Annotated in this window: 22 protein-coding genes; 20 read left to right on the top strand and 2 right to left on the bottom strand. The window is 69.8% G+C overall.

Translation table 11 applies throughout. The annotated features are described in order from the left end of the window. The first annotated feature begins 55 nt into the window (after window positions 1-55). Window positions 56-535, top strand: a complete 480-nt coding sequence (locus BLR04_RS35245; RefSeq protein WP_245740877.1) for a SigE family RNA polymerase sigma factor — start codon at window positions 56-58, stop codon at window positions 533-535. Between the two features lie 2 nt (window positions 536-537). Continuing rightward, complete coding sequence (locus tag BLR04_RS35250) at window positions 538-1581, top strand: hypothetical protein (protein ID WP_090773512.1); 1044 nt, start codon at window positions 538-540, stop codon at window positions 1579-1581. Window positions 1582-1760: 179 nt separating this feature from the next. Here the strand turns inward: BLR04_RS35250 and BLR04_RS35255 are convergent, their stop codons facing one another. Further along, window positions 1761-1955, bottom strand: coding sequence for a DUF4236 domain-containing protein (locus tag BLR04_RS35255; RefSeq protein ID WP_090773513.1), 195 nt, complete (start codon window positions 1953-1955; stop codon window positions 1761-1763). A gap of 95 nt (window positions 1956-2050) precedes the next feature. Between BLR04_RS35255 and BLR04_RS35260 the strand changes: the two genes are divergently transcribed. The 13 genes from BLR04_RS35260 to araA all read left to right on the top strand — a co-directional run bounded on the left by BLR04_RS35260 (window position 2051) and on the right by araA (window position 17768). After that, the gene (locus BLR04_RS35260; RefSeq protein ID WP_090773514.1) at window positions 2051-2806 is read left to right on the top strand and encodes a metallophosphoesterase; all 756 of its coding nucleotides are present in this window, start codon (window positions 2051-2053) and stop codon (window positions 2804-2806) included. 172 nt (window positions 2807-2978) lie between these two features. Then, on the top strand, window positions 2979-3962 hold the full coding sequence (locus BLR04_RS35265) for a LacI family DNA-binding transcriptional regulator (protein ID WP_090773539.1): 984 nt from the start codon (window positions 2979-2981) through the stop codon (window positions 3960-3962). A 67-nt stretch (window positions 3963-4029) separates the two neighbouring features. Continuing rightward, a complete protein-coding gene (locus BLR04_RS35270; protein ID WP_218129289.1) occupies window positions 4030-5013 on the top strand; it encodes an ABC transporter substrate-binding protein in 984 nt (327 codons plus the stop codon). Between the two features lie 69 nt (window positions 5014-5082). Then, complete coding sequence (locus BLR04_RS35275; RefSeq protein ID WP_342672327.1) at window positions 5083-6624, top strand: sugar ABC transporter ATP-binding protein; 1542 nt, start codon at window positions 5083-5085, stop codon at window positions 6622-6624. Then, the gene (locus tag BLR04_RS35280; RefSeq protein WP_090773516.1) at window positions 6621-7673 is read left to right on the top strand and encodes an ABC transporter permease; all 1053 of its coding nucleotides are present in this window, start codon (window positions 6621-6623) and stop codon (window positions 7671-7673) included. The genes BLR04_RS35275 and BLR04_RS35280 overlap by 4 nt, the downstream gene beginning before the upstream one ends. Further along, window positions 7670-8665, top strand: coding sequence for a galactofuranose ABC transporter, permease protein YjfF (gene yjfF, locus BLR04_RS35285; RefSeq protein WP_090773517.1), 996 nt, complete (start codon window positions 7670-7672; stop codon window positions 8663-8665). The genes BLR04_RS35280 and yjfF overlap by 4 nt, the downstream gene beginning before the upstream one ends. 194 nt (window positions 8666-8859) lie before the next feature. Continuing rightward, window positions 8860-9978: a multiple monosaccharide ABC transporter substrate-binding protein gene (gene chvE, locus BLR04_RS35290; protein WP_090773518.1), complete on the top strand. Its 1119-nt coding sequence runs from the start codon at window positions 8860-8862 to the stop codon at window positions 9976-9978. Between the two features lie 58 nt (window positions 9979-10036). Beyond that, window positions 10037-11566: a multiple monosaccharide ABC transporter ATP-binding protein gene (mmsA, locus tag BLR04_RS35295; RefSeq protein WP_090773519.1), complete on the top strand. Its 1530-nt coding sequence runs from the start codon at window positions 10037-10039 to the stop codon at window positions 11564-11566. A gap of 5 nt (window positions 11567-11571) precedes the next feature. Next, entirely contained in the window at window positions 11572-12834 is a 1263-nt protein-coding gene (gene mmsB, locus BLR04_RS35300; protein ID WP_218129290.1) for a multiple monosaccharide ABC transporter permease, read from the top strand. 62 nt (window positions 12835-12896) lie between these two features. Next, complete coding sequence (locus BLR04_RS35305; RefSeq protein WP_245740878.1) at window positions 12897-13910, top strand: LacI family DNA-binding transcriptional regulator; 1014 nt, start codon at window positions 12897-12899, stop codon at window positions 13908-13910. 44 nt (window positions 13911-13954) lie between these two features. Beyond that, complete coding sequence (gene araB / locus BLR04_RS35310; RefSeq protein ID WP_090773542.1) at window positions 13955-15655, top strand: ribulokinase; 1701 nt, start codon at window positions 13955-13957, stop codon at window positions 15653-15655. Beyond that, window positions 15652-16308: an L-ribulose-5-phosphate 4-epimerase gene (locus BLR04_RS35315; protein WP_090773521.1), complete on the top strand. Its 657-nt coding sequence runs from the start codon at window positions 15652-15654 to the stop codon at window positions 16306-16308. The genes araB and BLR04_RS35315 overlap by 4 nt, the downstream gene beginning before the upstream one ends. Further along, entirely contained in the window at window positions 16305-17768 is a 1464-nt protein-coding gene (araA, locus tag BLR04_RS35320) for an L-arabinose isomerase (RefSeq protein WP_090773522.1), read from the top strand. Before BLR04_RS35315 ends, araA begins: the two co-directional genes overlap by 4 nt. Here araA and BLR04_RS35325 read toward each other — a convergent pair. Beyond that, on the bottom strand, window positions 17765-18094 hold the full coding sequence (locus BLR04_RS35325) for a PLDc N-terminal domain-containing protein (RefSeq protein WP_090773523.1): 330 nt from the start codon (window positions 18092-18094) through the stop codon (window positions 17765-17767). The two genes, araA and BLR04_RS35325, sit on opposite strands and share 4 nt — an antisense overlap. A gap of 98 nt (window positions 18095-18192) precedes the next feature. Here BLR04_RS35325 and BLR04_RS35330 point away from each other — a divergent pair, with 98 nt between their 5' ends. The 5 genes from BLR04_RS35330 (at window position 18193) to BLR04_RS35350 (ending at window position 22792) form a co-directional block, all read left to right on the top strand. After that, entirely contained in the window at window positions 18193-19401 is a 1209-nt protein-coding gene (locus BLR04_RS35330; RefSeq protein WP_090773543.1) for an FAD-binding protein, read from the top strand. Window positions 19402-19455: 54 nt separating this feature from the next. Beyond that, entirely contained in the window at window positions 19456-19641 is a 186-nt protein-coding gene (locus tag BLR04_RS35335; RefSeq protein WP_090773544.1) for a DUF3224 domain-containing protein, read from the top strand. A gap of 63 nt (window positions 19642-19704) precedes the next feature. Continuing rightward, on the top strand, window positions 19705-20724 hold the full coding sequence (locus BLR04_RS35340) for a type III polyketide synthase (protein WP_090773524.1): 1020 nt from the start codon (window positions 19705-19707) through the stop codon (window positions 20722-20724). After that, complete coding sequence (locus tag BLR04_RS35345; RefSeq protein ID WP_090773525.1) at window positions 20721-21230, top strand: isoprenylcysteine carboxyl methyltransferase family protein; 510 nt, start codon at window positions 20721-20723, stop codon at window positions 21228-21230. The genes BLR04_RS35340 and BLR04_RS35345 overlap by 4 nt, the downstream gene beginning before the upstream one ends. Before the next feature lie 116 nt (window positions 21231-21346). Continuing rightward, window positions 21347-22792, top strand: coding sequence for a vWA domain-containing protein (locus BLR04_RS35350; protein ID WP_090773526.1), 1446 nt, complete (start codon window positions 21347-21349; stop codon window positions 22790-22792). Window positions 22793-22860: the final 68 nt, after the last annotated feature.

The following is a 22860-nucleotide window of genomic DNA, read 5'->3' on the forward strand; positions in this document are numbered from 1 at the left end:
TCGCGCCGCTCGTCCTCGGACGTGGCGGAAGTTTTTGCAACGAAGGCGGGGGCTCGTGCGTCCCTGGGAGGTGGAATTCGAGGAGTTCGTCCGCGCCAGGAGTCATGCGCTGCTGCGCTACGGCCTGGTGTTGACCGGCAGCACCGATGACGCGGCCGATCTGGTTCAGGAGGCGCTGCTCAGGCTGAGCTCCTCGTGGCGGCGGGTGCGCAACAAGGACGACCCGGAAGGCTACGTGCGCACGATCATGGCTCGGCAGCATGTGAGCTGGTGGCGCAGGCGAAGACGCGAGCACCTGACCGCCGACGTCCACCCGCCGGTCCATGGGGACGAACCTGAACTCGGTGAGATCTGGCAGTGGCTGCGGGCCCTACCGGTCCGGCAACGAACGGTGCTGGTGCTGCGGTACTACGAGGATCTCGCCGACGGGGAGATCGCGGCGCGGCTCGGTATCTCACAGACGACCGTCCGCAGCCAGGCGTCGCGTGCGCTGGCCACCCTCCGCGTCCGCGCTGACGCACTCACAGGCAGGTGACGATGACCATCGAGGAGCAGCTGACCCGGGCGCTGCGCACGATCGCCGATCGCGCCGAGAACCAGGACGTGCTGGCCGGCGTGACAGCGAAGCGGCGTCGCCGGGCGCGCAGAAGAGCGACAGGGACGCTCGCGGGCGTCTGCGTGACAGTGCTGGCGGCATGGGGCGTCCTGGTCGCCCGGCCTGCGCCGCAGGTTGTCGTGGACGCCGCACGGCCAGGGGCGAACCCCGTCGAACGGGTGTGGCCGCAGGCTGTGTTCACGATGCCGGGACGACTCAGGCCGCTGGCGGCGATCAGCGCGACGGAGGTGCTGGTCTGGGCCGACCGGGGGGCGCTGGAGGTCTACGACGCCGGATCCGGACGTTCGCGGACGGTCACGGCACTCGCGACGGCGCCGGTGATCCTGGCCGTCGATCGGGAGCGGGTGGTGTGGCTCGCCGACGGGTACGCCTGGGTGGCCTCGCTGCGGACCGGTGGCAGCGCGAGAAAGGTCGGCCCGGTCGCGGGTGAGGCCGTCGATCGTGTCGCGCTCGCCGGGCGGTACGTCGTGTGGTCGTCACCGCTGGACGGCGTCCGGCGGATGGGGGTCGACGGTGGGTCTCCCGAGCGCGTGGCCGGGTCCAAGGGGCTCCAACTCGTGGAGTGGCCGTGGGCGACCGACGAGCCGCTCGACACTCGTACGAACCCGACGAAGGTCGTCGACCTGCGGACGGGGCGGACGATCAGGATCCGCCCAATACCGGGGGTGGAGGGGCTGCGCTGCGGGCCGACATGGTGCGCCGGGATGCGGGGAGGCACCGCCGTGGTGCAGCGGAGCGACGGCAACCGGAGCGAGGTTCGCCGAGGGCTGCGCGGCTACCCCTATCGCGATCGGTTCTTCATCGGTGCCGGGGAGATCTACGACGCGGCGACCGGTACGACCGTGACCTTCGACGGTGCGAAGGCCGGGAGTGGCACGAACTGGTCGACAGGCAGCGGCGTCGTCTTCTGGGCGCAAGGCGGCGGAGTGCGCGTGGTGAACCTGGCAGCCGTCGCCCAGCGGTGAAGCGGCCTTCGGCGGGACGGGGAGACCTGGGCCGCATGGCTTGAACGGGAGCAGGAGTTCTCACGGCCTGGACCCGCGGCCATACCACCCCACTTGAACGGGGCGGGAGTTCTTACGGCCTGGGCCGCCTGGCCTTCGCGCCCACTTCGACAGGCGCCTCTTATGGCCCGCGGCGGGGGTCAGCGGTGGTGGGGTTTGCCGAAGGTCTTGCCGATGTGGAAGCCGCCCGGCAGGCGTACGGTCACGTGGCGGCGGCCGTCGGGGTAGGTGGAGACGTGCAGGCGGCGGTTGCCGAAGCTGTGGCCGACGCCGTGCCGCGAGAGGTTGATGCGGAACGGCCCGACCTTGATTGACTTGCGGTAGTGCCAGCCCATGTCTCTCCTCCGTCGAGTGAGTTCGCCACGTCAACGAGCGGCCCGGGTGAACGGGTTCCCGGCGTGGAGGGACACGATCGGAAGGATCGCCTGTCATGATCGTGATCGCTCACCTGAGTGACGTCCACATCGGCGCGACCGCCGAGACCGCGACACGTACCGCGGCCGTCATGCGCTTCCTGGACGCGTTGCCGTACGACCTCGACGCCGTCCTCGTCACCGGCGACATCGCCGACCACGGCCTGGCCGAGGAGTACGAGACGGCGGCCAAGCTGCTCGCCTCGCGCCACCCCATCCTGGTCGGGCCGGGCAACCACGACGTGCGCGCCGAGTTCCGGCGGGTGCTGCTGGGCGGCGACCCCGGTGACCCCGGCGACGGCCCCGTCAACCAGGTCCTGCGTACGGAGCGGGCGGTCTACGCGATGTGCGACTCGTCCATCCCCGGCGAGTCCTCCGGGCGGCTGGAGGACGAGACGCTCGCCTGGCTGGAGACCGTGCTGGACGGCACGGACCTGCCGGTGTTCGTGGCCTTCCACCACCCGCCGGTGACCCTGCACAGCCCGATGCTCGACGGGATCAGGCTGCACCGGGCGGAGCCGCTGGAGTCGCTGCTCGCCGGGCGCCGGAACGTGGCGGCCGTGCTGACCGGGCACGCCCACACGGCCGCCGCCACCACGTTCGCCGGGCGGCCGCTGCTCGTGGCCGGGGGAGTGGTGTCGACGCTCAGGCTGCCGTGGGAGGGCGGCACCGGCTGGGACGCCTGCCTCGACTACGCGCTTCCGCCGCTGATCTCCTTCCACGTGCTCGACGACGAGGGCCGGCTCACCACGCATCACCGCGTCGTCCCGTAGGGGCGGTGTCCAGTCAAGATCGCCAGGGATATACCCGTCAAGGACACATTCACCTGACCTCTCAGTAAGGAGAAGCTGCCCTTGACGGGACCGTTGTTAACGTTCACAGTCGGGCCAAGGTCAGGAAAGGAGCTCAGCCGTGGGCCCTGTCGTGCAACGCCGTCCGCCCGTCATGGCCGACGTGGCCCGGGAGGCCGGAGTGTCGCACCAGACGGTCTCCCGCGTGCTGAACGACCACCCGAACGTGCGCGGCGAGACCCGCGCGCGCGTTCTCGCGGCGATCGGCAAGCTCGGCTACCGCCGTAACCACGTCGCCCGCGCACTCGTCACCAAGCACTCACGGACGCTCGGCGTGGTCAGCTTCGACACCACCCTGTACGGCCCGGCCAGCACCGTCTACGGCATCGAGCAGGCCGCCAGGGCGGCGGGTTACTTCGTCAGCATCGTCAGCCTGACCTCGATCGACCGGGCCGGCATGCGCGACGCCCTCGACTACCTGACCGGTCAGGGCGTGGACGGCATCGTGGTGGTCGCGCCGCAGCGCGCGACCGCCAGGGCCCTGGCCGACCTGCCGCTGGGCGTCCCGGCCGTCGCCGTCGAGGGCGGCGAGGCGGGCGACGTCTCCGTGGTCTGCGTCGACCAGGCCGCGGGCGGCCGGCTCGCCACCGAGCATCTGCTGGCGCTGGGCCACGAGACGGTCTGGCACGTCAGCGGCCCCTCCGACTGGCTGGAGGCGGAAGGACGCGTGGCCGGCTGGCGGGCCGCGCTTGAGCAGGCGGACCGGCAGGTCCCGCGACCGCTCACCGGTGACTGGAGCCCGCGCTCGGGATACGAGGCGGGCCGCGTCCTGGCGGGCATGAGGAACGTCACCGCGGTGTTCGTCGCCAACGACCAGATGGCGCTCGGCGTGCTGCGGGCGTTCACCGAGCAGGGGGTGCGGGTGCCCGAGCGGGTGAGCGTCGTCGGCTTCGACGACGTCCCCGAGTCGGCGTACTTCTCGCCGCCGCTCACAACCATCAGGCAGGACTTCGGCGCGGTGGGCAGGCACAGCATCGAGGTGCTCGTACGGCAGCTCGAGGACGGTCGCCACGGGCTCGAACGGCTCGTGGTTCCGCCCGCCCTCGTCGTCCGGGCCAGTACGGCCGGCTCGGCGTAGGCGCGGGACGCAAGCGGAGGTGGCCTCCGCCACGGCGATGTGAGCGTTCACAGAAGGGACTCCCCACGTGTTAAAGAGGATCTCGGCGGCGGTGCTCGCCGGGCTCACCGCGATGGCGGTGACGGCGTGCGGCAGCGGCGGTGGCGGCGCAAGCGGGGGCTCGAGCGGCGCAGACGTGATCACCATGGGCTTCTCCCAGGTCGGGGCGGAGAGCGGATGGCGTACCGCGAACACCAAGTCCGTGCAGGACGCGGCCAAGGAGGCGGGCATCACGCTCAAGTTCTCCGACGCCCAGCAGAAGCAGGAGAACCAGATCAAGGCCATCCGCTCCTACATCCAGCAGCGGGTGGACGTCATCGCCTTCTCGCCGGTGGTCGAGTCGGGCTGGGACACCGTGCTCAAGGAGGCCAAGGACGCGAACATCCCGGTGATCCTCACCGACCGGGCGGTGGACTCCCCTGACAAGAGCCTGTACAAGACCTTCCTCGGCTCGGACTTCGTGGAGGAGGGCAAGAAGGCCGGCACCTGGCTGGTGGAGGAGTACAAGGACAGCACCGACCCGGTCAACATCGTCGAGCTGCAGGGCACGACCGGCTCGGCGCCCGCCAACGACCGCAGGGACGGCTTCCAGGAGGTCATCAAGGCCGACCCCAAGTTCAAGGTCATCGCCTCGCAGACCGGCGACTTCACCCGGGCCAAGGGCAAGGAGGTCATGGAGGCGTTCCTCAAGGCGAACCCGGACATCGACGTGCTCTACGCCCACAACGACGACATGGGTCTCGGCGCGATCGAGGCGATCGAGGGGGCCGGCAAGGTGCCCGGCCAGGACATCAAGATCATCACGGTGGACGCCGTCAAGGACGGCATGCAGGCGCTCGCCGACGGCAAGATCAGCTTCATCGTGGAGTGCTCGCCGCTGCTCGGCCCGCAGCTCATGGACCTGGCCAAGAAGGTCGTCGCCGGTGAGCAGGTGCCGGACCGCGTGGTGACCGAGGAGACCACGTTCACGCAGGAGCAGGCCAAGGAGGTCCTGTCCACCCGCCAGTACTGAGTCTCGCCGTCCCCGGCCGCTCCGGCGGCCGGGGGAGGTGGGCCTGGACAGCGGCGGTGAGGAGGCGTAGTGACGAAGCCAGGAGACGGAAGGGGCGAGATGGCCTTACCCGCGCCGGTACTGACGATGCGGGGCATCGGCAAGCGGTTCCCGGGCGTGACGGCACTCGACGGTGTCGACCTGCGGCTGCTGCCGGGCGAGGTGCACGCGCTGATGGGCGAGAACGGCGCCGGCAAGTCGACGCTCATCAAGGTGCTCACCGGCGTCCACGCGGCCGACGCGGGCACCGTCGAGCTCGAAGGCAGGCGCGTCGCGTTCGCCGGCCCCCTGGAGGCCCAGCAGGCCGGCATCAGCACGGTCTACCAGGAGGTCAACCTCTGCGCGAACCTGTCGGTGGCCGAGAACATCCTGCTCGGCCGCGAGCCGCGCCGCCGGGGACGGATCGACTGGAAACGCATGCGGGCCAGGGCCACCGAGCTGCTGTCGCGGCTGGAGCTCAGCCTGGACGTCTCGGCGCCCCTGTCGTCGTGCTCGCTGGCCGTGCAGCAGATGGTGGCCATCGCGCGGGCGATCGACGTGGACGCGCGCGTGCTGATCCTCGACGAGCCCACGTCGAGTCTCGACGCCGGCGAGGTCGCCCAGCTCTTCCGGGTGATGCGGCGGCTGAAGGACCAGGGCATCGCGATCCTCTTCGTCTCCCACTTCCTCGACCAGGTTTACGAGATCGCCGACCGGATGACGATCCTGCGCAACGGCAAGCTGGTCGGGGAGCACCTGACACGCGAGCTGAGCATGGTGCGGCTCGTCGCGCTGATGATCGGACAGGAGCTGGCCGCGCTGGAACGGCTGCACGGCGCGCACCGGACGTTCGACCGGCCGCTCGTCGAGGCGCGCGGCGTCGGCAGGACCGGTGCCGTCGAGCCGTTCACGCTCACCGTCCACGAGGGCGAGGTGGTCGGTCTGGCCGGGCTGCTGGGCTCGGGACGTACGGAGATCGCGCGGTTGTTGTTCGGCGCCGACCACGCGAGCACGGGCGAGATGGCGGTCGGCGGGTCGCCGGCGTCGCTGCGCACGCCCCGCGCGGCCATGAACCACAAGATCGCCTTCTGTTCGGAGAACCGCAAGGCCGACGGCCTCATCCCCGACCTCACCGTGCGGGAGAACATCATCCTCGCGCTGCAGGCCACCAGGGGCTGGACCAGGCCGGTACCGCGCGAGCAGCAGGACGAGCTGGTGGGGCGCTACATCAAGGCGCTGAAGATCAGCCCGCCCAACCCCGAGCAGCTCGTCCGCAACCTGAGCGGCGGCAACCAGCAGAAGGTCGTGCTGGCGCGCTGGCTGATCCTCGAACCGCGGCTGCTCATCCTCGACGAGCCCACGCGCGGCATCGACGTCGGGGCGAAGACCGAGATCCAGCGGCTGGTGGCCGAGCTGTCCGACGGCGGCATGGCGGTGCTGTTCATCTCCGCCGAGCTGGAGGAGGTGCTGCGGCTCAGTCACAAGGTCGAGGTGCTGCGCGACCGGCGGCTCGTGGCGGAGCTGCCCAACGACGAGCGGCTGACGACCGACGTCCTGATGGAGACGATCGCGAGCGGAGGGCGAGGCCGGTGAAGCGTCTGGTGTGGCCCGCAGGGGTGCTCCTGCTGCTGCTGGCCCTGAACGTGGTCTTCACGCCCAGCTTCCTGTCCATCCAGGTCAGGGACGGCCACCTGTACGGGAGCCTGATCGACATCCTGCGCTTCGGCGCCCCGCTGATCCTCGTGGCGATCGGCATGACCCTGGTCATCGCGACGGGCGGCATCGACCTGTCGGTGGGCTCGGTGGTGGCGATCGCGGGGGCGCTGGCCTGCCTGCAGATCAGCCTGGACGCCGGGCTGATCACGGCGATCGCCCTGGCGCTCGGGCTCTGTCTGCTGCTGGGCGCATGGAACGGGCTGCTGGTCGCGGCGGTCGGGATCCAGCCGATCATCGCCACGCTGATCCTCATGGTGGCCGGGCGCGGTCTGGCCCAGCTCATCACCGGCGGGCAGATCATCACGGTCAACGACCCGGCGTACAAGATGATCGGCGGCGGCTACTGGCTGACGGTGCCGTCCGGGATCGTCATCGTCGCGGTGGTGCTGGTGGTCACCGCGTTCCTGACCCGGCGGCTGGCCCTCGGCATGCTGATCGAGTCGGTGGGCGGCAACGCGGAGGCGAGCCGGCTGGCCGGCATCCGCTCGCGCGGGATCCTCGTCATGGTCTACGCCTTCGCCGCCCTGTGCGCGGGCGTGGCCGGGCTCATGATCAGCTCGAACGTCTCCAGCGCCGACGGCAACAACGCGGGCCTGTGGATCGAGCTGGACGCGATCCTGGCCGTGGTGATCGGCGGCACGTCGCTGGCCGGTGGCCGGTTCTCGCTGGCAGGGACGGTGCTGGGCGCGCTCATCATCCAGACCCTGACCACGACGATCTACTCGATCGGCGTGCCGCCGGAGACGACGCTGCTGTTCAAGGCGCTGGTCGTGACGGCCGTCTGCCTCGTCCAGTCGCGGTCGTTCCGGGAGAAGGTGTTCGGCGGGCGAAAACGGGCGGCCGCGCCCGCCGTACCGGCGGCGACGGACCGGACGGAGCGGGAGACGGCCGGCCTGCCCGGCCCGCAGGACGGGGTGAGGCCATGAACACAGCCATGACCACGGGTGCGTTGCGGTTGCGGCGGGTGCCAGGGAAGTACCTGCCGGTCGTGGTGACCGGCTGCCTGCTCGTGGCGATGTTCGCGACGGGCGGAATCCGCTACGAGGGTTTCGCCACCGGGCAGGTGATACTCAACGTCTTCATCGACAACGCGTTCCTGCTGGTGGTCGCCGTAGGGATGACGTTCGTGATCCTCACCGGCGGCATCGACCTGTCGGTCGGGTCGGTGGTCGCGCTGTCGACGATGATCGCGGCGAGCCTGATGGAGGGGCCGGGGTGGCCGCCGTACCTGGTCGTGCCGCTCGTGCTGGCGGTCGGGTCGGGGCTCGGGCTGGTGATGGGGTACATCGTGCACGCCTTCGACATCCAGCCGTTCATCGTCACGCTGGCGGGCATGTTCCTGGCGCGCGGGCTCTGCTACACGATCGGCACGGACTCCATCCCGATCACCGACCCGACGTTCACGGTGTTCGCGCAGACCAGGATCGATCTGTTCGCCGATCTGTGGATCTCGCCGAGCGTGCTGCTCGCCGTCGCGGTCGTGGTCGTCGCAGCATACGTGCTGCATTACACTCGCTTCGGCCGGACGGTCTACGCGACAGGCGGCAATGAGCAGTCGGCGCTTCTCATGGGCCTGCCGGTGGGCCGAACCAAGATCGCTGTCTACACGATCAGCGGGTTCTGCTCCGCGCTCGGTGGCGTGCTGCTGTCGTTCTACATGCTCTCGGGATACGGATTGCATGCCGTGGGCATGGAGCTGGACGCGATCGCGGCGGTCGTCATCGGGGGCACGCTGCTGACCGGTGGCAGCGGGTTTCTGCTCGGCACCGTGCTGGGCGTGCTCGTGCTGGGCCTGATCCAGACGATCATCAGTTTCGAGGGGACGCTGTCGTCCTGGTGGACGAAGATCTTCATTGGAATGTTGCTGTTCGTCTTCATCGTGCTCCAGCGTCTGTTTTCGGCCAGGTCAAGGCGCTGACCTGCGGCAAAAGTTACCGGAACGTTTCCGCCAGGTAAGCGTCACCCGTTGACACAGCCGTTGTTAACGATAACAATCGGCAAAACGAACGTGGACTCTGTCCCGATTCGTCGGTTTCTGTGAGTGGAATCTTGACGTAGCTGGCAGCTGCCGCGTCCAGCGCTGCCGCAACCCCCATTGCAAGGAGATGCACAATGAGGTTGGGACGAATCGGGGGCGTGGTGTCGGCCATCGCGCTCGCCGCGACCATGACGGCATGCGGTTCGAGCACCAAGACGGTCGACGCTGACGCCTCCGCGTCCGCCGCGGCGGGCCCCGCGGGCGCCCTGGTCGGGGTCACCATGCCCACCAAGTCCTCCGAGCGCTGGATCCACGACGGTGACAACGTCAAGAAGCAGCTCGAGGCGCTGGGTTACCAGGTCGACCTGCAGTACGCGCAGGACGACATCCCGACGCAGGTCAACCAGATCGAGAACCAGATCACCAAGGGCGCCAAGCTCCTGATCATCGCCTCGATCGACGGTACGGCCATCAGCTCCCAGCTCCAGGAGGCGGCGGACAGCAAGATCCCGGTCATCGCCTACGACCGGCTGATCCGCAACAGCCCGAACGTCGACTACTACGCCACCTTCGACAACTTCAAGGTCGGCGTGCAGCAGGCGACCTCGCTGCTCAAGGGCCTCGGCGTCGAGGACGGCAAGAAGGGCCCGTTCAACGTCGAGCTGTTCGGTGGCTCCCCCGACGACAACAACGCCACGTTCTTCTGGAACGGCGCCATGTCGGTGCTCCAGCCGAAGATCGACGACGGCACGCTCGTGGTGAAGAGCGGCCAGACCGACTTCAAGACCGCCGCCATCCTCCGCTGGGACCCGGCGACCGCGCAGAAGCGCATGGAGGACATCCTCACCAAGACCTACTCCGGTGGCGACAAGGTCGACGGCGTGCTCTCCCCGTACGACGGCCTGTCGATCGGCATCCTGTCGGCCCTGAAGAGCTCCGGCTACGGCACCAGCGGCCAGCCCTACCCGATCGTGACCGGTCAGGACGCCGAGCTCGCCTCGATCAAGTCGATCATCGCCGGTGAGCAGTACTCCACCATCTTCAAGGACACCCGCCAGCTCGCCGAGCAGACCGTCAAGATGGCGGACGCCGTGCTCAAGGGCCAGCAGCCCGAGGTGAACAACACCAAGGACTACGACAACGGCAACAAGGTCGTGCCCTCGTACCTGCTCGACCCGGTGATCGTCGACAAGAGCAACTACAAGGACGTCATCATCGGCGGCAACTACTACACCGAGGACCAGCTCAAGTAAGGGCCTGCCTCCGGGGGCGGCTCCGGCCGTCCCCGGAGTCTCCCTGGGCGAGGGGCATATGACCGAGCACATCTTGCGGATGAGCGGGATCACCAAGACGTTCCCCGGCGTCAAGGCGCTGCAGGACGTCAACCTGTCGGTCCGGCAGGGCGAGATCCACGCCATCTGCGGCGAGAACGGCGCCGGCAAGTCGACGCTGATGAAGGTGCTCTCAGGGGTCTATCCGTACGGCGAGTACGACGGAGAGATCACCTTCGAGGGCAAGCGCTGCGAGTTCGGCGGCATCCGCGACAGCGAGCACGCCGGCATCGTCATCATCCATCAGGAGCTGGCGCTCAGCCCGCAACTGTCGATCGCCGAGAACATCTTCCTCGGCAACGAGCGGGCCAAGCGCGGCCTCATCGACTGGAACCGCACCAACTACGAGGCCGCCGAGCTGATGAAGCGGGTCGGCCTGCGAGAGAACCCCACGACGCCGATCTCCGACATCGGCGTCGGCAAGCAGCAGCTCGTCGAGATCGCCAAGGCGCTGTCGAAGCGGGTGAAGCTGCTCATCCTGGACGAGCCGACCGCCGCGCTCAACGACGACGACTCGGCCCACCTGCTGGACCTCCTGCGCGAGCTGCGTGACGAGGGCATCACCTGCGTGATCATCTCGCACAAGCTCAACGAGGTGACCGCCATCTCCGACGCCGTCACGATCATCCGTGACGGCCGGACGATCGAGACCCTCGACATGGCCACCGACCATGTGACCGAGGACCGCATCATCGCCGGCATGGTGGGTCGCGCCCTCGACAACCGCTACCCGCCGCACGAGCCGACGATCGGCGAAGAGGCGCTGCGGATCGAGGACTGGACCGTCTACAGCCCGAGCCAGCCGGACCGCAAGGTGGTCGACGGCGCGTCGCTCACGCTGCGCCGCGGTGAGATCGTCGGCCTGGCCGGCCTGATGGGCGCCGGGCGCACCGAGCTCGCGATGAGCGTGTTCGGGCGCACGTACGGCGTGCACATCTCGGGCAAGATCTTCAAGAACGGCAAGCCGATCGAGATCCGCAACGTGCAGGACGCGATCACCCACGGCATCGCCTACGCCACCGAGGACCGCAAGCGGTACGGGCTCAACCTCATCGAGGACATCAAGCGCAACATCAGCGCGGCGGGGCTGAAGGGCCTGGCCAAGCGCGGCTGGGTGAACGAGAACCAGGAGTTCCGGGTAGCGGAGCAGTTCCACCAGAGCATGAACATCAAGGCGCCCAGCGTCGACAGCATCGTCGGCAAGCTGAGCGGCGGCAACCAGCAGAAGGTCGTGCTCTCGAAGTGGATCCTGACCGAGCCGGATGTGCTCATCCTGGACGAGCCCACCCGCGGCATCGACGTCGGCGCGAAGTACGAGATCTACACGATCATCAACCGCCTGGCCGATGAGGGCAAGGCCGTGCTGGTGATCTCTTCGGAGTTGCCTGAGCTGCTCGGCCTGTGCGACCGCATCTACACGCTCTCCGAGGGTCGCATCACGGGCGAGGTTCCGCGCCGGGAAGCCACGCAGGAAAGTCTCATGCATCTCATGACCAAGGGACAGGAGTAGCTCTGATGAGCAGCATCACGCCCGCCGACGTGGAGGTCGGCGCCAAGGGCGGCGGCGAGGGGGCGCCACGGCAGCCCGGGCGGGTGTCGTTCGGCGGGCTTTCCCTCAACCTGCGATCGAGCGGCATCTACATCGCCTTCGCGCTGATCGTGGTGTTGTTCTCGGTGCTGACCGACGGAGCGCTCCTCACGCCGCAGAACATCTCCAACATCATCGTTCAGAACTCCTACGTCCTGATCCTCGCGATCGGGATGATCCTCGTCATCATCGCCGGGCACATCGACCTGTCGGTCGGCTCGGTGGTGGCGGTCACGGGAGCGTTGTCCGCCGTCCTCATGGTGAACATGGGGATGCCCTGGCCGCTCGCGCTGCTGATCACGCTCGTGGCCGGCGCGGTCATCGGGGCCTGGCAGGGATACTGGATCGCGTACTTCGGGATCCCGGCGTTCATCGTGACGCTGGCCGGCATGCTGCTGTTCCGGGCGCTGACCCTCACCGTGCTCGGCAACCAGGGCATCGGCCCGTTCCCCGACCAGGTCCGTACGCTGGCCAACGGCTTCACCAACGGCTACATCGGCAACATCGGCCTCGGCCCGCTCGGCGGCGCCGACCTGTTCAGCCTGCTGATCGGCATCGTGGCGATCGCCGGCATGGTCGTCTCGCAGTGGCGCAGCCGGACCGCCCGCAAGGGCTACGGTCAGTCGGTCGAGCCGATGGCGCTGTTCGTGCTCAAGCTGCTGGCGGGCGCCGCGCTGATCCTCTTCCTGGTGGTGCAGCTCGCCCGGTTCAAGAACCTGCCGTGGGTGCTCGTGCTGCTGGCGCTGCTCGTCCTCGGCTACTCCCTGATGGCCAACCGCACGGTCTTCGGCCGGCAGATCTACGCCATCGGCGGCAACCTCCAGGCGGCCGTCATGTCCGGCGTGAAGGTCAAGTCGGTGGTCTTCTGGATCTTCGTGAACATGGGCGTGCTGTCGGCCATCGCCGGCATCATCTTCGCCGGCCGGCTCAACCAGGCGGGTCCCACCGCGGGCAACAGCTTCGAGCTGGACGCCATCGCGGCGGCCTTCATCGGTGGCGCGGCCGTCCAGGGCGGCGTCGGCAAGGTCGTGGGTGCGATCACCGGTGGTCTGATCATGGCGGTCATCAACAACGGAATGTCCCTGATCGGCTCGCCGAGTGAGCGGGTCATGCTCGTCAAGGGCATCGTCCTGCTCGCCGCCGTGGCGTTCGACGTCTGGACGAAGCGCCGAGGCGGCGTCTCGCGCTGATCGCCTGAAACGATCATCCGTTAGTAAGATCCGAGCAGCCCAGGAAAGAGGAAGGAGAGACCGTGACGCCACCCAAGCGCCGCCAGCCGGTCATGGCTGACGTGGCCAAGGAAGCCGGCGTGTCGCACCAGACGGTCTCTCGCGTCATCAACGACCACCCGAACGTCCGGGCCGCGACCCGGGCGCGGGTGGAGGAGGCGATCTCCCGCCTGGGCTACCGGCGCAACCTCGTGGCCCGCGCCCTGGTCACCAAGCGGTCGCGGACGCTCGGCGTGGTCAGCTTCGACACCACGCTGTACGGCCCCGCCAGCACGATCTACGGCATCGAGCAGGCGGCCAGGACCGCGGGCTACTTCGTCAGCATCGTCAGTCTGAAGACCATCGACAGCGACAACGTGCGCGACGCCATCGGCTACCTGGCCGAGCAGGGCGTCGACGGCGTCGTGGTGGTGGCGCCGCAGCGCTCGGCGTGGGCCGCCCTGGAGAGCCTGCCGGCGGGCATGCCCGCCGTGGCGGTCGAGGGCGCGCACCACGGGGGCGTCTCGGCCGTGAGCATCGACCAGATCGAGGGGGCCAGGCTGGCCACGCGCCACCTCCTCGAGCAGGGCCACGACACCGTCTGGCACATCACCGGCCCCGCCGACTGGCTCGAGACCGAGGGTCGCATCGAGGGCTGGCGCGCGGTGCTGGAGGAGGCGGGACGGCCCGTGCCCGAGCCGCTGACCGGCGACTGGAGCCCGCGGGCCGGTTACGAGGCGGGCAAGAGCCTGGCCGCGATGAAGGGCGTCACGGCGATCTTCGCGGCCAACGACCAGATGGCGCTCGGCGTCCTGCGCGCCCTGTCGGAGGAGGGGGTGCGCGTCCCCGACGACATCAGCGTGGTGGGCTTCGACGACATCCCCGAGTCCGAGTTCTTCTCGCCGCCGCTCACCACGGTCAGGCAGGACTTCGCCGCGGTGGGCCGGCACTGCATCGAGGTCCTGCTGCGTCAGATCGACATGGGACCCGCCGCGCACGAGCGGCTGGTCGTCCCGCCGGGTTTCGTCGTCCGGTCGAGCACGGCCCCTGTCGGATAGGGCGGTCAGGTAGATGATGGGCATGCCACCCGGAACCCTTGGAGATCAATGTGAACGCTAACAGTTACGTTGTCGGAGTGGACTTCGGCACGCTCTCCGGCCGAGCCGTGGTCGTTCGCGTCAGCGACGGCGCGGAGCTGGGCAGCGCCGTCCACGAGTACACCCACCGGGTCATCGAGCAGGAGCTGCCCGGCTCGGGTGTGCGCCTCGGGCCCGACTGGGCGCTGCAGTCGCCGCAGGACTGGATCGACGTGCTCAAGATCGCCGTCCCCGAGGCCATCGCGGCCTCCGGCGTACGGCCCGAGGAGATCGTCGGCATCGGCACCGACTTCACCGCCTGCACGGTGCTGCCCACCACGGCCGACGGCACCCCGCTGTGCTTCGAGACGCCCGCCGAGCCGCACGCCTGGCCGAAGCTGTGGAAGCACCACGCCGCGCAGCCGCACGCCGACCGGATCAACGAACTGGCCGCGCGCCGCGGCGAGTCCTGGCTGCCGCGTTACGGCGGCAAGATCTCCTCGGAGTGGGAGTTCGCCAAGGCCCTGCAGGTCCTCGAAGAGGCTCCCGAGGTGTACGCCAGGGCCGAGCGCTGGATCGAGGCGGCCGACTGGATCATCTGGCAGCTGACCGGCGTCGAGAGCCGCAACATCTGCACGGTCGGGTACAAGGGCGTCTTCCAGGACGACACCTACCCGTCCGAGGAGTACCTCGCCGAGCTCAACCCCGCCTTCGCCGGGTTCGTCGGCAAGCTCGCCACCGGCACGATCGGTGAGAAGGTCGGCAGCACCACGCTGGCCCACCTCGGCGGGCTCGCGGGACGGGTGTCCGCGCAGGCCGCGGAGTGGACCGGCGTCCCCGAGGGCGTCGCCGTGGCCGTCGGCAACGTGGACGCCCACGTCACGGCCGCCGCCGCCGACGCCGTGCGGCCCGGCCAGATGGTGGCCATCATGGGCACCTCCACCTGCCACATCATGCCGAGCGACCACCTCGCCGAGGTGCCCGGCATGTGCGGCGTCGTCCGCGACGGCATCGTGCCCGGCCTGTGGGGCTACGAGGCCGGCCAGTCGGCGGTCGGCGACATCTTCGCCTGGTTCATCGACAACTTCGTGCCCGCCTCGTACCTGGAGCAGGCCGGCGAGGCCGGCATCCACGCGTACCTCACCTCGCTGGCAGAGAAGCAGGAGGTCGGCGAGCACGGGCTGGTCGCGCTCGACTGGTTCGGCGGGAACCGCTCGGTGCTGGTCGACCACAACCTGTCGGGCGTGATCGTCGGCCAGACCCTGGCCACCAAGCCGGAGGACGTCTACCGCGCCCTCATCGAGTCGACCGCGTTCGGCGCGCGCATGATCGTGGAGACGTTCGAGCAGGCGGGCGTGCCGGTCGAGGAGTTCGTCGTGGCCGGCGGCCTGCTGAAGAACCGCTTCCTCATGCAGGTCTACTCCGACGTGCTGCGCCGTCCGCTGTCGGTCATCGGCTCCGACCAGGGGCCCGCGCTCGGCTCGGCCATCCACGCCGCCGTCGCCGCCGGGGCCTACCCCGGCATCGAGGAGGCCGCCGCGGCCATGGGCAAGCGCACCGAGAACGCGTACGTCCCGGACGCGGCCCGCGCGGACGCCTACGACCGGCTCTACGCCGAGTACCGCAGGCTGCACGACTTCTTCGCCGACGGGCGGATGCTGCACACCCTGCGCGCGATCAGGAACGAAGCGGCGGCACCCGGCCGCCGGACGGAGAAGGACGCATGAGCACACTGAGGAAGATCGTCGCCGACCTGCACGCCGAGCTGGTCCGCTACAACCTGGTGGTCTGGACGGCGGGCAACGTCTCCGGCCGGGTGCCGGGGGAGGACCTGTTCGTCATCAAGCCGTCGGGCGTCTCCTACGACGAGCTGACGCCGGAGAACATGGTCGTGTGCGACCTCGACGGCAACCTGGTGGAGGGCGAGCACGCGCCGTCCAGCGACACGGCCGCGCACGCGTACGTCTACCGCAACATGCCCGAGGTGGGCGGGGTCGTGCACACCCACTCGACCTACGCCTCCGCCTGGGCGGCGCGCGGCGAGGCCATCCCGTGCGTGCTGACCGCGATGGCCGACGAGTTCGGCGGGGAGATCCCGGTGGGCCCGTTCGCGCTGATCGGTGACGACTCCATCGGGCAGGGCATCGTGAAGACGCTCAAGGGCCACCGGTCGAAGGCCGTGCTCATGCAGAACCACGGCGTGTTCTCCATCGGCAAGGACGCGAAGGACGCGGTGAAGGCCGCCGTCATGTGCGAGGACGTGGCCCGTACGGTGCACATCGCCCGCCAGCTCGGCGACCCGCTGCCCATCGCCCAGGACGACATCGACCGCCTGTACGACCGCTATCAGAACGTCTACGGACAGAGGAGCCCGCGTTGAAGATCTGGTTCTTGACCGGTAGCCAGGGACTGTACGGCGAGGACACCCTGCGCCAGGTGGCCGAGCAGTCGCAGCAGATCGCCGAGCAGCTTCCCGTCGAGGTCGAGTGGAAGCCCGTCCTGACCGACGCGGCGGCCATCCGGCGGATCATGCTCGACGCCAACGCCGACGACTCGTGCGCCGGTGTGATCACGTGGATGCACACGTTCTCGCCGGCCAAGATGTGGATCGCCGGGCTCGACGCGCTGCGCAAGCCGCTGCTGCACCTGCACACGCAGGCCAATGTCGAGCTGCCGTGGAGCACCATCGACATGGACTTCATGAACCTCAACCAGGCCGCCCACGGCGACCGGGAGTTCGGGTTCGTGCAGACGCGGCTCGGGGTGCCGCGCAAGACCGTGGCCGGGCACGTCAGCGACCCGGTCGTCGGCGAGCGCATCATGACCTGGGTGCGCGCCGCCCGCGGCTTCGCCGAGGTGCGCACGCTCAAGCTGGCCCGCTTCGGTGACAACATGCGCGACGTCGCCGTCACCGAGGGCGACAAGGTCGAGGCCCAGCTGCGGTTCGGCGTCTCCGTCAACACCTACGGGGTCAACGACCTGGTCGAGGCCGTGGACGCCGCCTCCGACGCCGAGGTGACGGCCCTGGTCAAGGAGTACGCCGAGCAGTACGCCGTGGCCCCCGAACTGCTCGGGGAGCGCAACGAGTCGCTGCGCTACGCGGCCCGCATCGAGCTGGGGCTGCGCGGCTTCCTGGAGGCGGGCGGCTTCAAGGCCTTCACCACGAACTTCGAGGACCTCGGCGGCCTGCGCCAGCTGCCCGGCCTGGCCGTGCAGCGGCTCATGGCCGACGGCTACGGCTTCGGCGGCGAGGGCGACTGGAAGACCTCGGTGCTGCTGCGCACGCTCAAGGCCATGGGGGAGGGGCTGCCCGGCGGCACGTCCTTCATGGAGGACTACACCTACGACCTGACGCCGGGCAACGAGCTCATCCTCGGCGCCCACATGCTCGAGGTCTGCCCGTCGATCGCGTCAGGGCAGCCGTCGTGCGAGATCCACCCGCTCGGCATCGGCAACCGCGAGGACCCGGTGCGGCTGGTGTTCGACGCGGAGCCGGGCGAGGGCATCGTCGTCGGCCTGGCCGACATGGGTGACCGGTTCCGGCTGGTGGCCAACGAGATCGACGTCGTCGCGCCGCCCCAGCCGCTGCCCAAGCTGCCGGTGGCCCGCGCGGTGTGGCGTCCGCGGCCCAACCTGCGTACCTCGACCGAGTCGTGGCTCACCGCCGGCGCGCCGCACCACACGGTGCTGTCGAAGGCCGTCGGCCGCGAGGAGCTGAACGACCTGGCCGAGATGCTGGGCGTGGAGCTGGTCGTCATCGACGCCGACACCACGACCGAGCGGCTGACGAAGGAGCTGCGCTGGAACCAGGCGTACTACCGCCTGGCCCAGGGCTTCTAACCGTCCTGCTCCGGAGGCTTCTTCGGGGCGTTCCTGCGCTGCTCCTCGGCACGCTCGCGAAGGCGGCGCAGGAACGCCTCCTCGTCCTCCACGGGATCGGCGGGGGCGGGGATCGCGGTGCCCGACGGGGCAGGACGCGGCCGTTCAGGACGGCCCCAGGCCAGCCACGCCGCCGAGCCGAGCAGCGGCAGGAACAGCACGACGAGCACCCAGAGTGTCTTCGGCAGGACACGGCACCGGTCATCGGGCGCCCCGATCGCGTCGAAGAGCGAGAACAGCCAGAGCGCGAGCGTGGCCAGCGCCGCGACCTGGAACAGCAGGAGCAAGGGGACACCTCCGTCGGCGGGACCTGCAACTTAGCGGTCATGGGCTCCGCGTGACAAGGCGGGTGCTCCGGCGGAAACACCTGTGGGAGGGTAAGGCCGTGACGCTGACGAACTGGGCGGGAAACACCGCTTTTCAGGCCAAGGACATCCACCACCCGGCCTCGATCGACGAGCTCCGCCGCGTGGTGGCCGGCTCGTCGCGCGTGCGCGCCCTGGGCAGCGGCCACTCCTTCAACCACGTCGCCGACACGACGGGCGACCTCGTCGTGCTCGACCGCATGCCCGACCTGGTGGAGATCGACACCGCGACGTCGACCGTCCGGGTCGGCGCGCGCATGACGTACGCGCGGCTCGCCCCGCTGCTGCACGAGGCCGGGTTCGCGCTGGAGAACATGGCCTCGCTGCCGCACATCTCCGTGGCCGGCTCGGTCGCGACCGCCACGCACGGGTCCGGCGACGCCGTCCGGTGCCTGGCCGCCGCCGTGTCCGCGGTCGAGCTCGTCACGGCCGACGGCTCGCTGCTGTCCCTGTCGCGTGGTGACGCCGACTTCCCCGGAGCAGTCGTGGCGCTCGGCGCCCTCGGCGTCGTCACGTCGCTCACGCTCGACCTGGTGCCCGCCTTCGAGCTGCGCCAGTACGTGCGCGAGGGGCTGACCGTCGAGGCGCTCGACCACTTCGAAGCGATCATGTCGAGTGGCTACAGCGTGAGCCTGTTCACCGACTGGCGCGACACCCGCGTCTGGGTCAAGCGTGCCGAGGAGCTGACCGACCCCGACTGGTACGGCACCCGTCCCGCCGACGGCCCTCGCCACCCGCTGCCCGCCATGCCGGCCGACAGCTGCACGCAGCAGCTGGGCGTCCCCGGCCCCTGGTTCGAGCGGCTGCCGCACTTCCGTCCCGACCACGAGCCGAGCGGCGCCGGCGACGAGCTGCAGTCGGAGCTGCTGCTGCCGAGGGACCGCGCGGTCGAGGCGCTGCGGGCACTGTTCGCGATCGGCGAGCGGATCCGTCCGGTCCTGCACATCTCCGAGGTGCGCTCGATCGCCGCCGACGACCTGTGGCTGAGCCCGTTCCGTGGCCGCGACTCCGTGGGCATCCACTTCACCTGGAAGAAGGACGTCGCCGGGGTGCTGCCGGTGCTGGAGCTCGTGGAGGAGACGCTGGCGCCGTACGGGGCGCTGCCGCACTGGGGCAAGCTGTTCACCCGCTGGCCCGCGTGCCCGCCCGACTTCCGCGACCTGGTGGGCCGGCTCGACCCCGACGGCACGTTCGCCAACGACTTCACCCGGACGCTGCTGGGAGACTGACACACCGGCGTCCACACCGGTCGAGGACTCGCGCTCGAACGCGTCGAGGGGGCGCTGCACGGCCGCCGTGGCAGCTTCGTCGTCCAGCACAACGCCGTCAGTGTCCGCGGCGAGCAGTCGCTGACCATCGCGGTCGTACCGGACTCGGCGACCGGAGAGCTGCGCGGCCTGCGCGGCACCATGGGCATCACCGTCGCGCCCGACGGCAGCCACTCCTACACGTTCGACTACACGCTCTGACCGCCGCCCGGGCCGCGGGGAGTTCGCATGTTAGGCGGGGCTCCTCCGCGGCAGGAAGGATATATGTATATTGCGGGGGTACAGACCGTTTTGCCCGATCACCGCTACGAGCAGGCGGAGATCACCGAGGCGTTCTCCCGGCTGACCCATTGCGACGAGGACCTGCTGAAACGCTTCCACGCCGCGACCGGGGTCCAGGGACGTAACCTGGCCCTGCCGCTGGCGGACTACGCCAAGCTCGACTCGTTCGCCCGGGCCAACGACGCGTACGTCGAAGCCGCCCTCGACCTCGCCGAACAGGCCATGCGCGGAGCGCTGCGCAAGTCCGGCGTGCGCCCCGAGAAGATCGACCACCTGGTGTTCTGCTCGACCACGGGACTGGCCACGCCGTCGCTGGACGCGCGGCTGGCCCAGCGTGTGGGGTTGCGTCCCGACGTCAAGCGGATGCCCGTCTTCGGACTGGGCTGCGCGGCGGGCGCGTCAGGGCTCTCCCGTCTGTACGACTACCTGCGCGGCTGGCCCGACCACGTCGCCATGCTCGTCTGTGTGGAGCTGTGCTCGCTGACGATCCAGCGTGACGACACCTCGATCGCCAACCTGGTGGCCAGCGGCCTGTTCGGCGACGGCGCGGCGGCCGTGGTGGCCACCGGACGCGGGCAGGGCCCCGAGGTCGTCGCGACCCGCAGCCGGCTCTATCCCGGCACCGAGCACCTCATGGGCTGGGACGTCGGCGAGCACGGCTTCCGCATCGTGCTGGACGCCGAGCTGACCGCCTTCGTGGAACAGGCGCTCGCCGGCGACATCAAGTGCTTCCTGGCCGACTACGGGCTCGCGCCGGAGCAGGTCGCCACCTGGATCTGCCACCCCGGCGGCCCCAAGGTCATCGAGAAGATCGTCGAGGTGCTGGGCATCGCGCCCCGCGCTCTCGACGTGACCTGGTGCTCGCTGCGCGAGCACGGCAACATGTCGTCGGTCTCGGTGCTCCACGTGCTGCAGGAGACCCGCGGCCGGTCCGGTGCGCCCGCCGTCCTGCTGGCGCTGGGTCCCGGCTTCTCCGCCGAGCAGCTCCTCCTGCACTGGTGATCGCGTACGCGCTGCTCATCGGCCTGGTCGTGGTGGAACGGCTGGCCGAACTCGTGGTGGCCCGCCGCAACCTCGCCTGGGCCCGGTCGAAGGGCGGGGTCGAGTACGGCAGGCGTCACTACCCGTGGATCGTCGCCGCCCACGTGGCCCTGCTGGCGGCCGCGCCCGCCGAGGTGTGGCTGCTCGGCCGGCCGTTCGTTCCGGCGCTGGGCTGGCCCATGCTCGCGGTCGTCGTCCTCGCGCAGGGGTTGCGCTGGTGGTGCATCGGCACCCTCGGCCGCCGGTGGAACACGCGCGTCGTGGTGGTGCCGGGGATGTCGCTGGTCGAGCGGGGCCCGTACCGGTGGTTGCGGCACCCCAACTACGTGGCCGTCGTCGCGGAGGGGATCGCGCTGCCGCTCGTCCACACGGCGTGGCTGACGGCGCTGGCGTTCACCCTGGCGAACGCGGTGCTGCTGAGCGTCCGGATCCGGGTGGAGGACGCGGCGCTCGCCCAGGCGTCGTAGGTGGGATCACGGTTCTGTCGCGGACGATCACGGTGCTGTCGCGCTTTGTGCTCGCTTGCGTCACCGGCCCGGCCGTCGCGTTCGGGGGTGCGTCGTATCCAGTGGAGGTGGTTGAGATGAAATTTCGCCCTTTGGTGGTCGGTATCGGACTCTTATCCGTACTCGGCCTCACCGCCTGCTCCGGCGACGCCGGGGAGCCCGCAGGCACCGGCGCCGCACAGTCCGCCGACCAGCAGCCGGCCCCCAGCCGTTCTGACGCCGCGCGGGACACCACCACGGCCCACATGTCCACATTCGCCCTCGACGTGGACACCGCTTCGTACGGCTACGCCCGCCGCTCCCTCCAGGACGGCCGGCTGCCCGACCCCGGCGAGATCCGTCCCGAGGAATGGGTCAACGCCTTCCGCCAGGACTACGCCGAGCCGCCAGGCGACGGGTTCACTGTGCACATGGACGGCGCGCGGCTGAACCGTGACGAGGCTGTGCTCCGCGTGGGCCTGCAGACCAGGGCCGCCGCGGCGGCCGAACGGCGTCCCGCCAACCTCACGTTCGTCGTGGACGTGTCCGGCTCGATGGCCGAGGCCGACCGGCTCGGCCTGGTCAAGTCGGCGCTGCGGACGCTGCTCGACCAGCTCGGGCCCGGCGACCAGGTCGCGATCGTCTCCTTCAGCGACGACGCCGAGGTCCTGGCCCCGATGACCCCGCTGACCGCCAGGAGCGAGCTCAACGCGGCCGTCGACCAGCTCGTCACCGAAGGCGGGACGAACCTGGAGGACGGTCTGGCGACCGGCTACGAGGAGGCGGCGAAGGGCTTCCGTACGGCCGCCACGAACCGCGTCATCGTCCTGTCCGATGGGCTGGCCAACCAGGGCAGCACCCGGTGGCAGGCCATCCTCGACAAGGTGGCCGACCACGCCGCCGACCGGATCGCGCTGCTCACGGTCGGCGTCGGCCGCGAGTACGGCGACGAGCTCATGGAGCAGCTCGCCGACAACGGCGACGGCCTGGCCCTGTACGTCAGCACCGAGAAGGAGGCCACGGAGGTCTTCACCACCAGGCTCACGGCCACCGTCGAGCTGCGGGCCCGCGACGCCAAGGCCCAGGTCGTCTTCAACCCCGGGGTCGTCGAGAGCCACCGCCTCATCGGTTACGAGAACCGCGCCCTCACGGCGGAGGAGTTCCGCGACGACCGCCGCGACGGCGGCGAGATCGGCCCCGGTCACTCCGTCACCGCCCTGTACGCCCTCACGCTCAAGCCAGGAGCCGACGGCCATCTCGCGCAGGCCACCGTGCGCTGGCAGGACCCCGACACCCGCGTCCCGTCCGAGGCGGTGGCGGCCCTGCGGTCGGGGGAGCTCGCCGCGTCGCTGACGGAGGGCTCGCCGCGGCTCCAGGTGGACGTGCTCGTGGCGGGGTTCGCGCTGCACCTGCGCGACGGCGCGGCGTTCGGGATGGACCTGCCCGCGCTCCGCGAGCAGGCCGCGCGGCTCGCCCCTGTCACCGAGGACCCCATGGTGGCGGAGCTGCGTACGTTCATCGACCAGGTGAGGACCGCGGACTGAGCAGGGCGACCCGCCTCCCGCGAGCCGCGGGAGGCGGGTCGGCCGGGGATCCGGTTGCGTGACCGTGC

This window comes from Nonomuraea maritima (assembly GCF_900100395.1).
GTDB lineage: Bacteria > Actinomycetota > Actinomycetes > Streptosporangiales > Streptosporangiaceae > Nonomuraea > Nonomuraea maritima.

Excerpts from the sequence above, each read along its gene's own strand:
- BLR04_RS35250 (WP_090773512.1), top strand. The coding sequence starts at position 538 with ATGACCATCGAGGAGCAGCTGACCCGGGCGCTGCGCACGATCGCCGAT.
- BLR04_RS35255 (WP_090773513.1), bottom strand. The coding sequence starts at position 1,955 with ATGGGCTGGCACTACCGCAAGTCAATCAAGGTCGGGCCGTTCCGCATC.
- BLR04_RS35260 (WP_090773514.1), top strand. The coding sequence starts at position 2,051 with ATGATCGTGATCGCTCACCTGAGTGACGTCCACATCGGCGCGACCGCC.
- BLR04_RS35265 (WP_090773539.1), top strand. The coding sequence starts at position 2,979 with ATGGCCGACGTGGCCCGGGAGGCCGGAGTGTCGCACCAGACGGTCTCC.
- yjfF (WP_090773517.1), top strand. The coding sequence starts at position 7,670 with ATGAACACAGCCATGACCACGGGTGCGTTGCGGTTGCGGCGGGTGCCA.
- chvE (WP_090773518.1), top strand. The coding sequence starts at position 8,860 with ATGAGGTTGGGACGAATCGGGGGCGTGGTGTCGGCCATCGCGCTCGCC.
- mmsA (WP_090773519.1), top strand. The coding sequence starts at position 10,037 with ATGACCGAGCACATCTTGCGGATGAGCGGGATCACCAAGACGTTCCCC.
- mmsB (WP_218129290.1), top strand. The coding sequence starts at position 11,572 with ATGAGCAGCATCACGCCCGCCGACGTGGAGGTCGGCGCCAAGGGCGGC.
- BLR04_RS35315 (WP_090773521.1), top strand. The coding sequence starts at position 15,652 with ATGAGCACACTGAGGAAGATCGTCGCCGACCTGCACGCCGAGCTGGTC.
- BLR04_RS35340 (WP_090773524.1), top strand. The coding sequence starts at position 19,705 with ATGTATATTGCGGGGGTACAGACCGTTTTGCCCGATCACCGCTACGAG.
- BLR04_RS35350 (WP_090773526.1), top strand. The coding sequence starts at position 21,347 with ATGAAATTTCGCCCTTTGGTGGTCGGTATCGGACTCTTATCCGTACTC.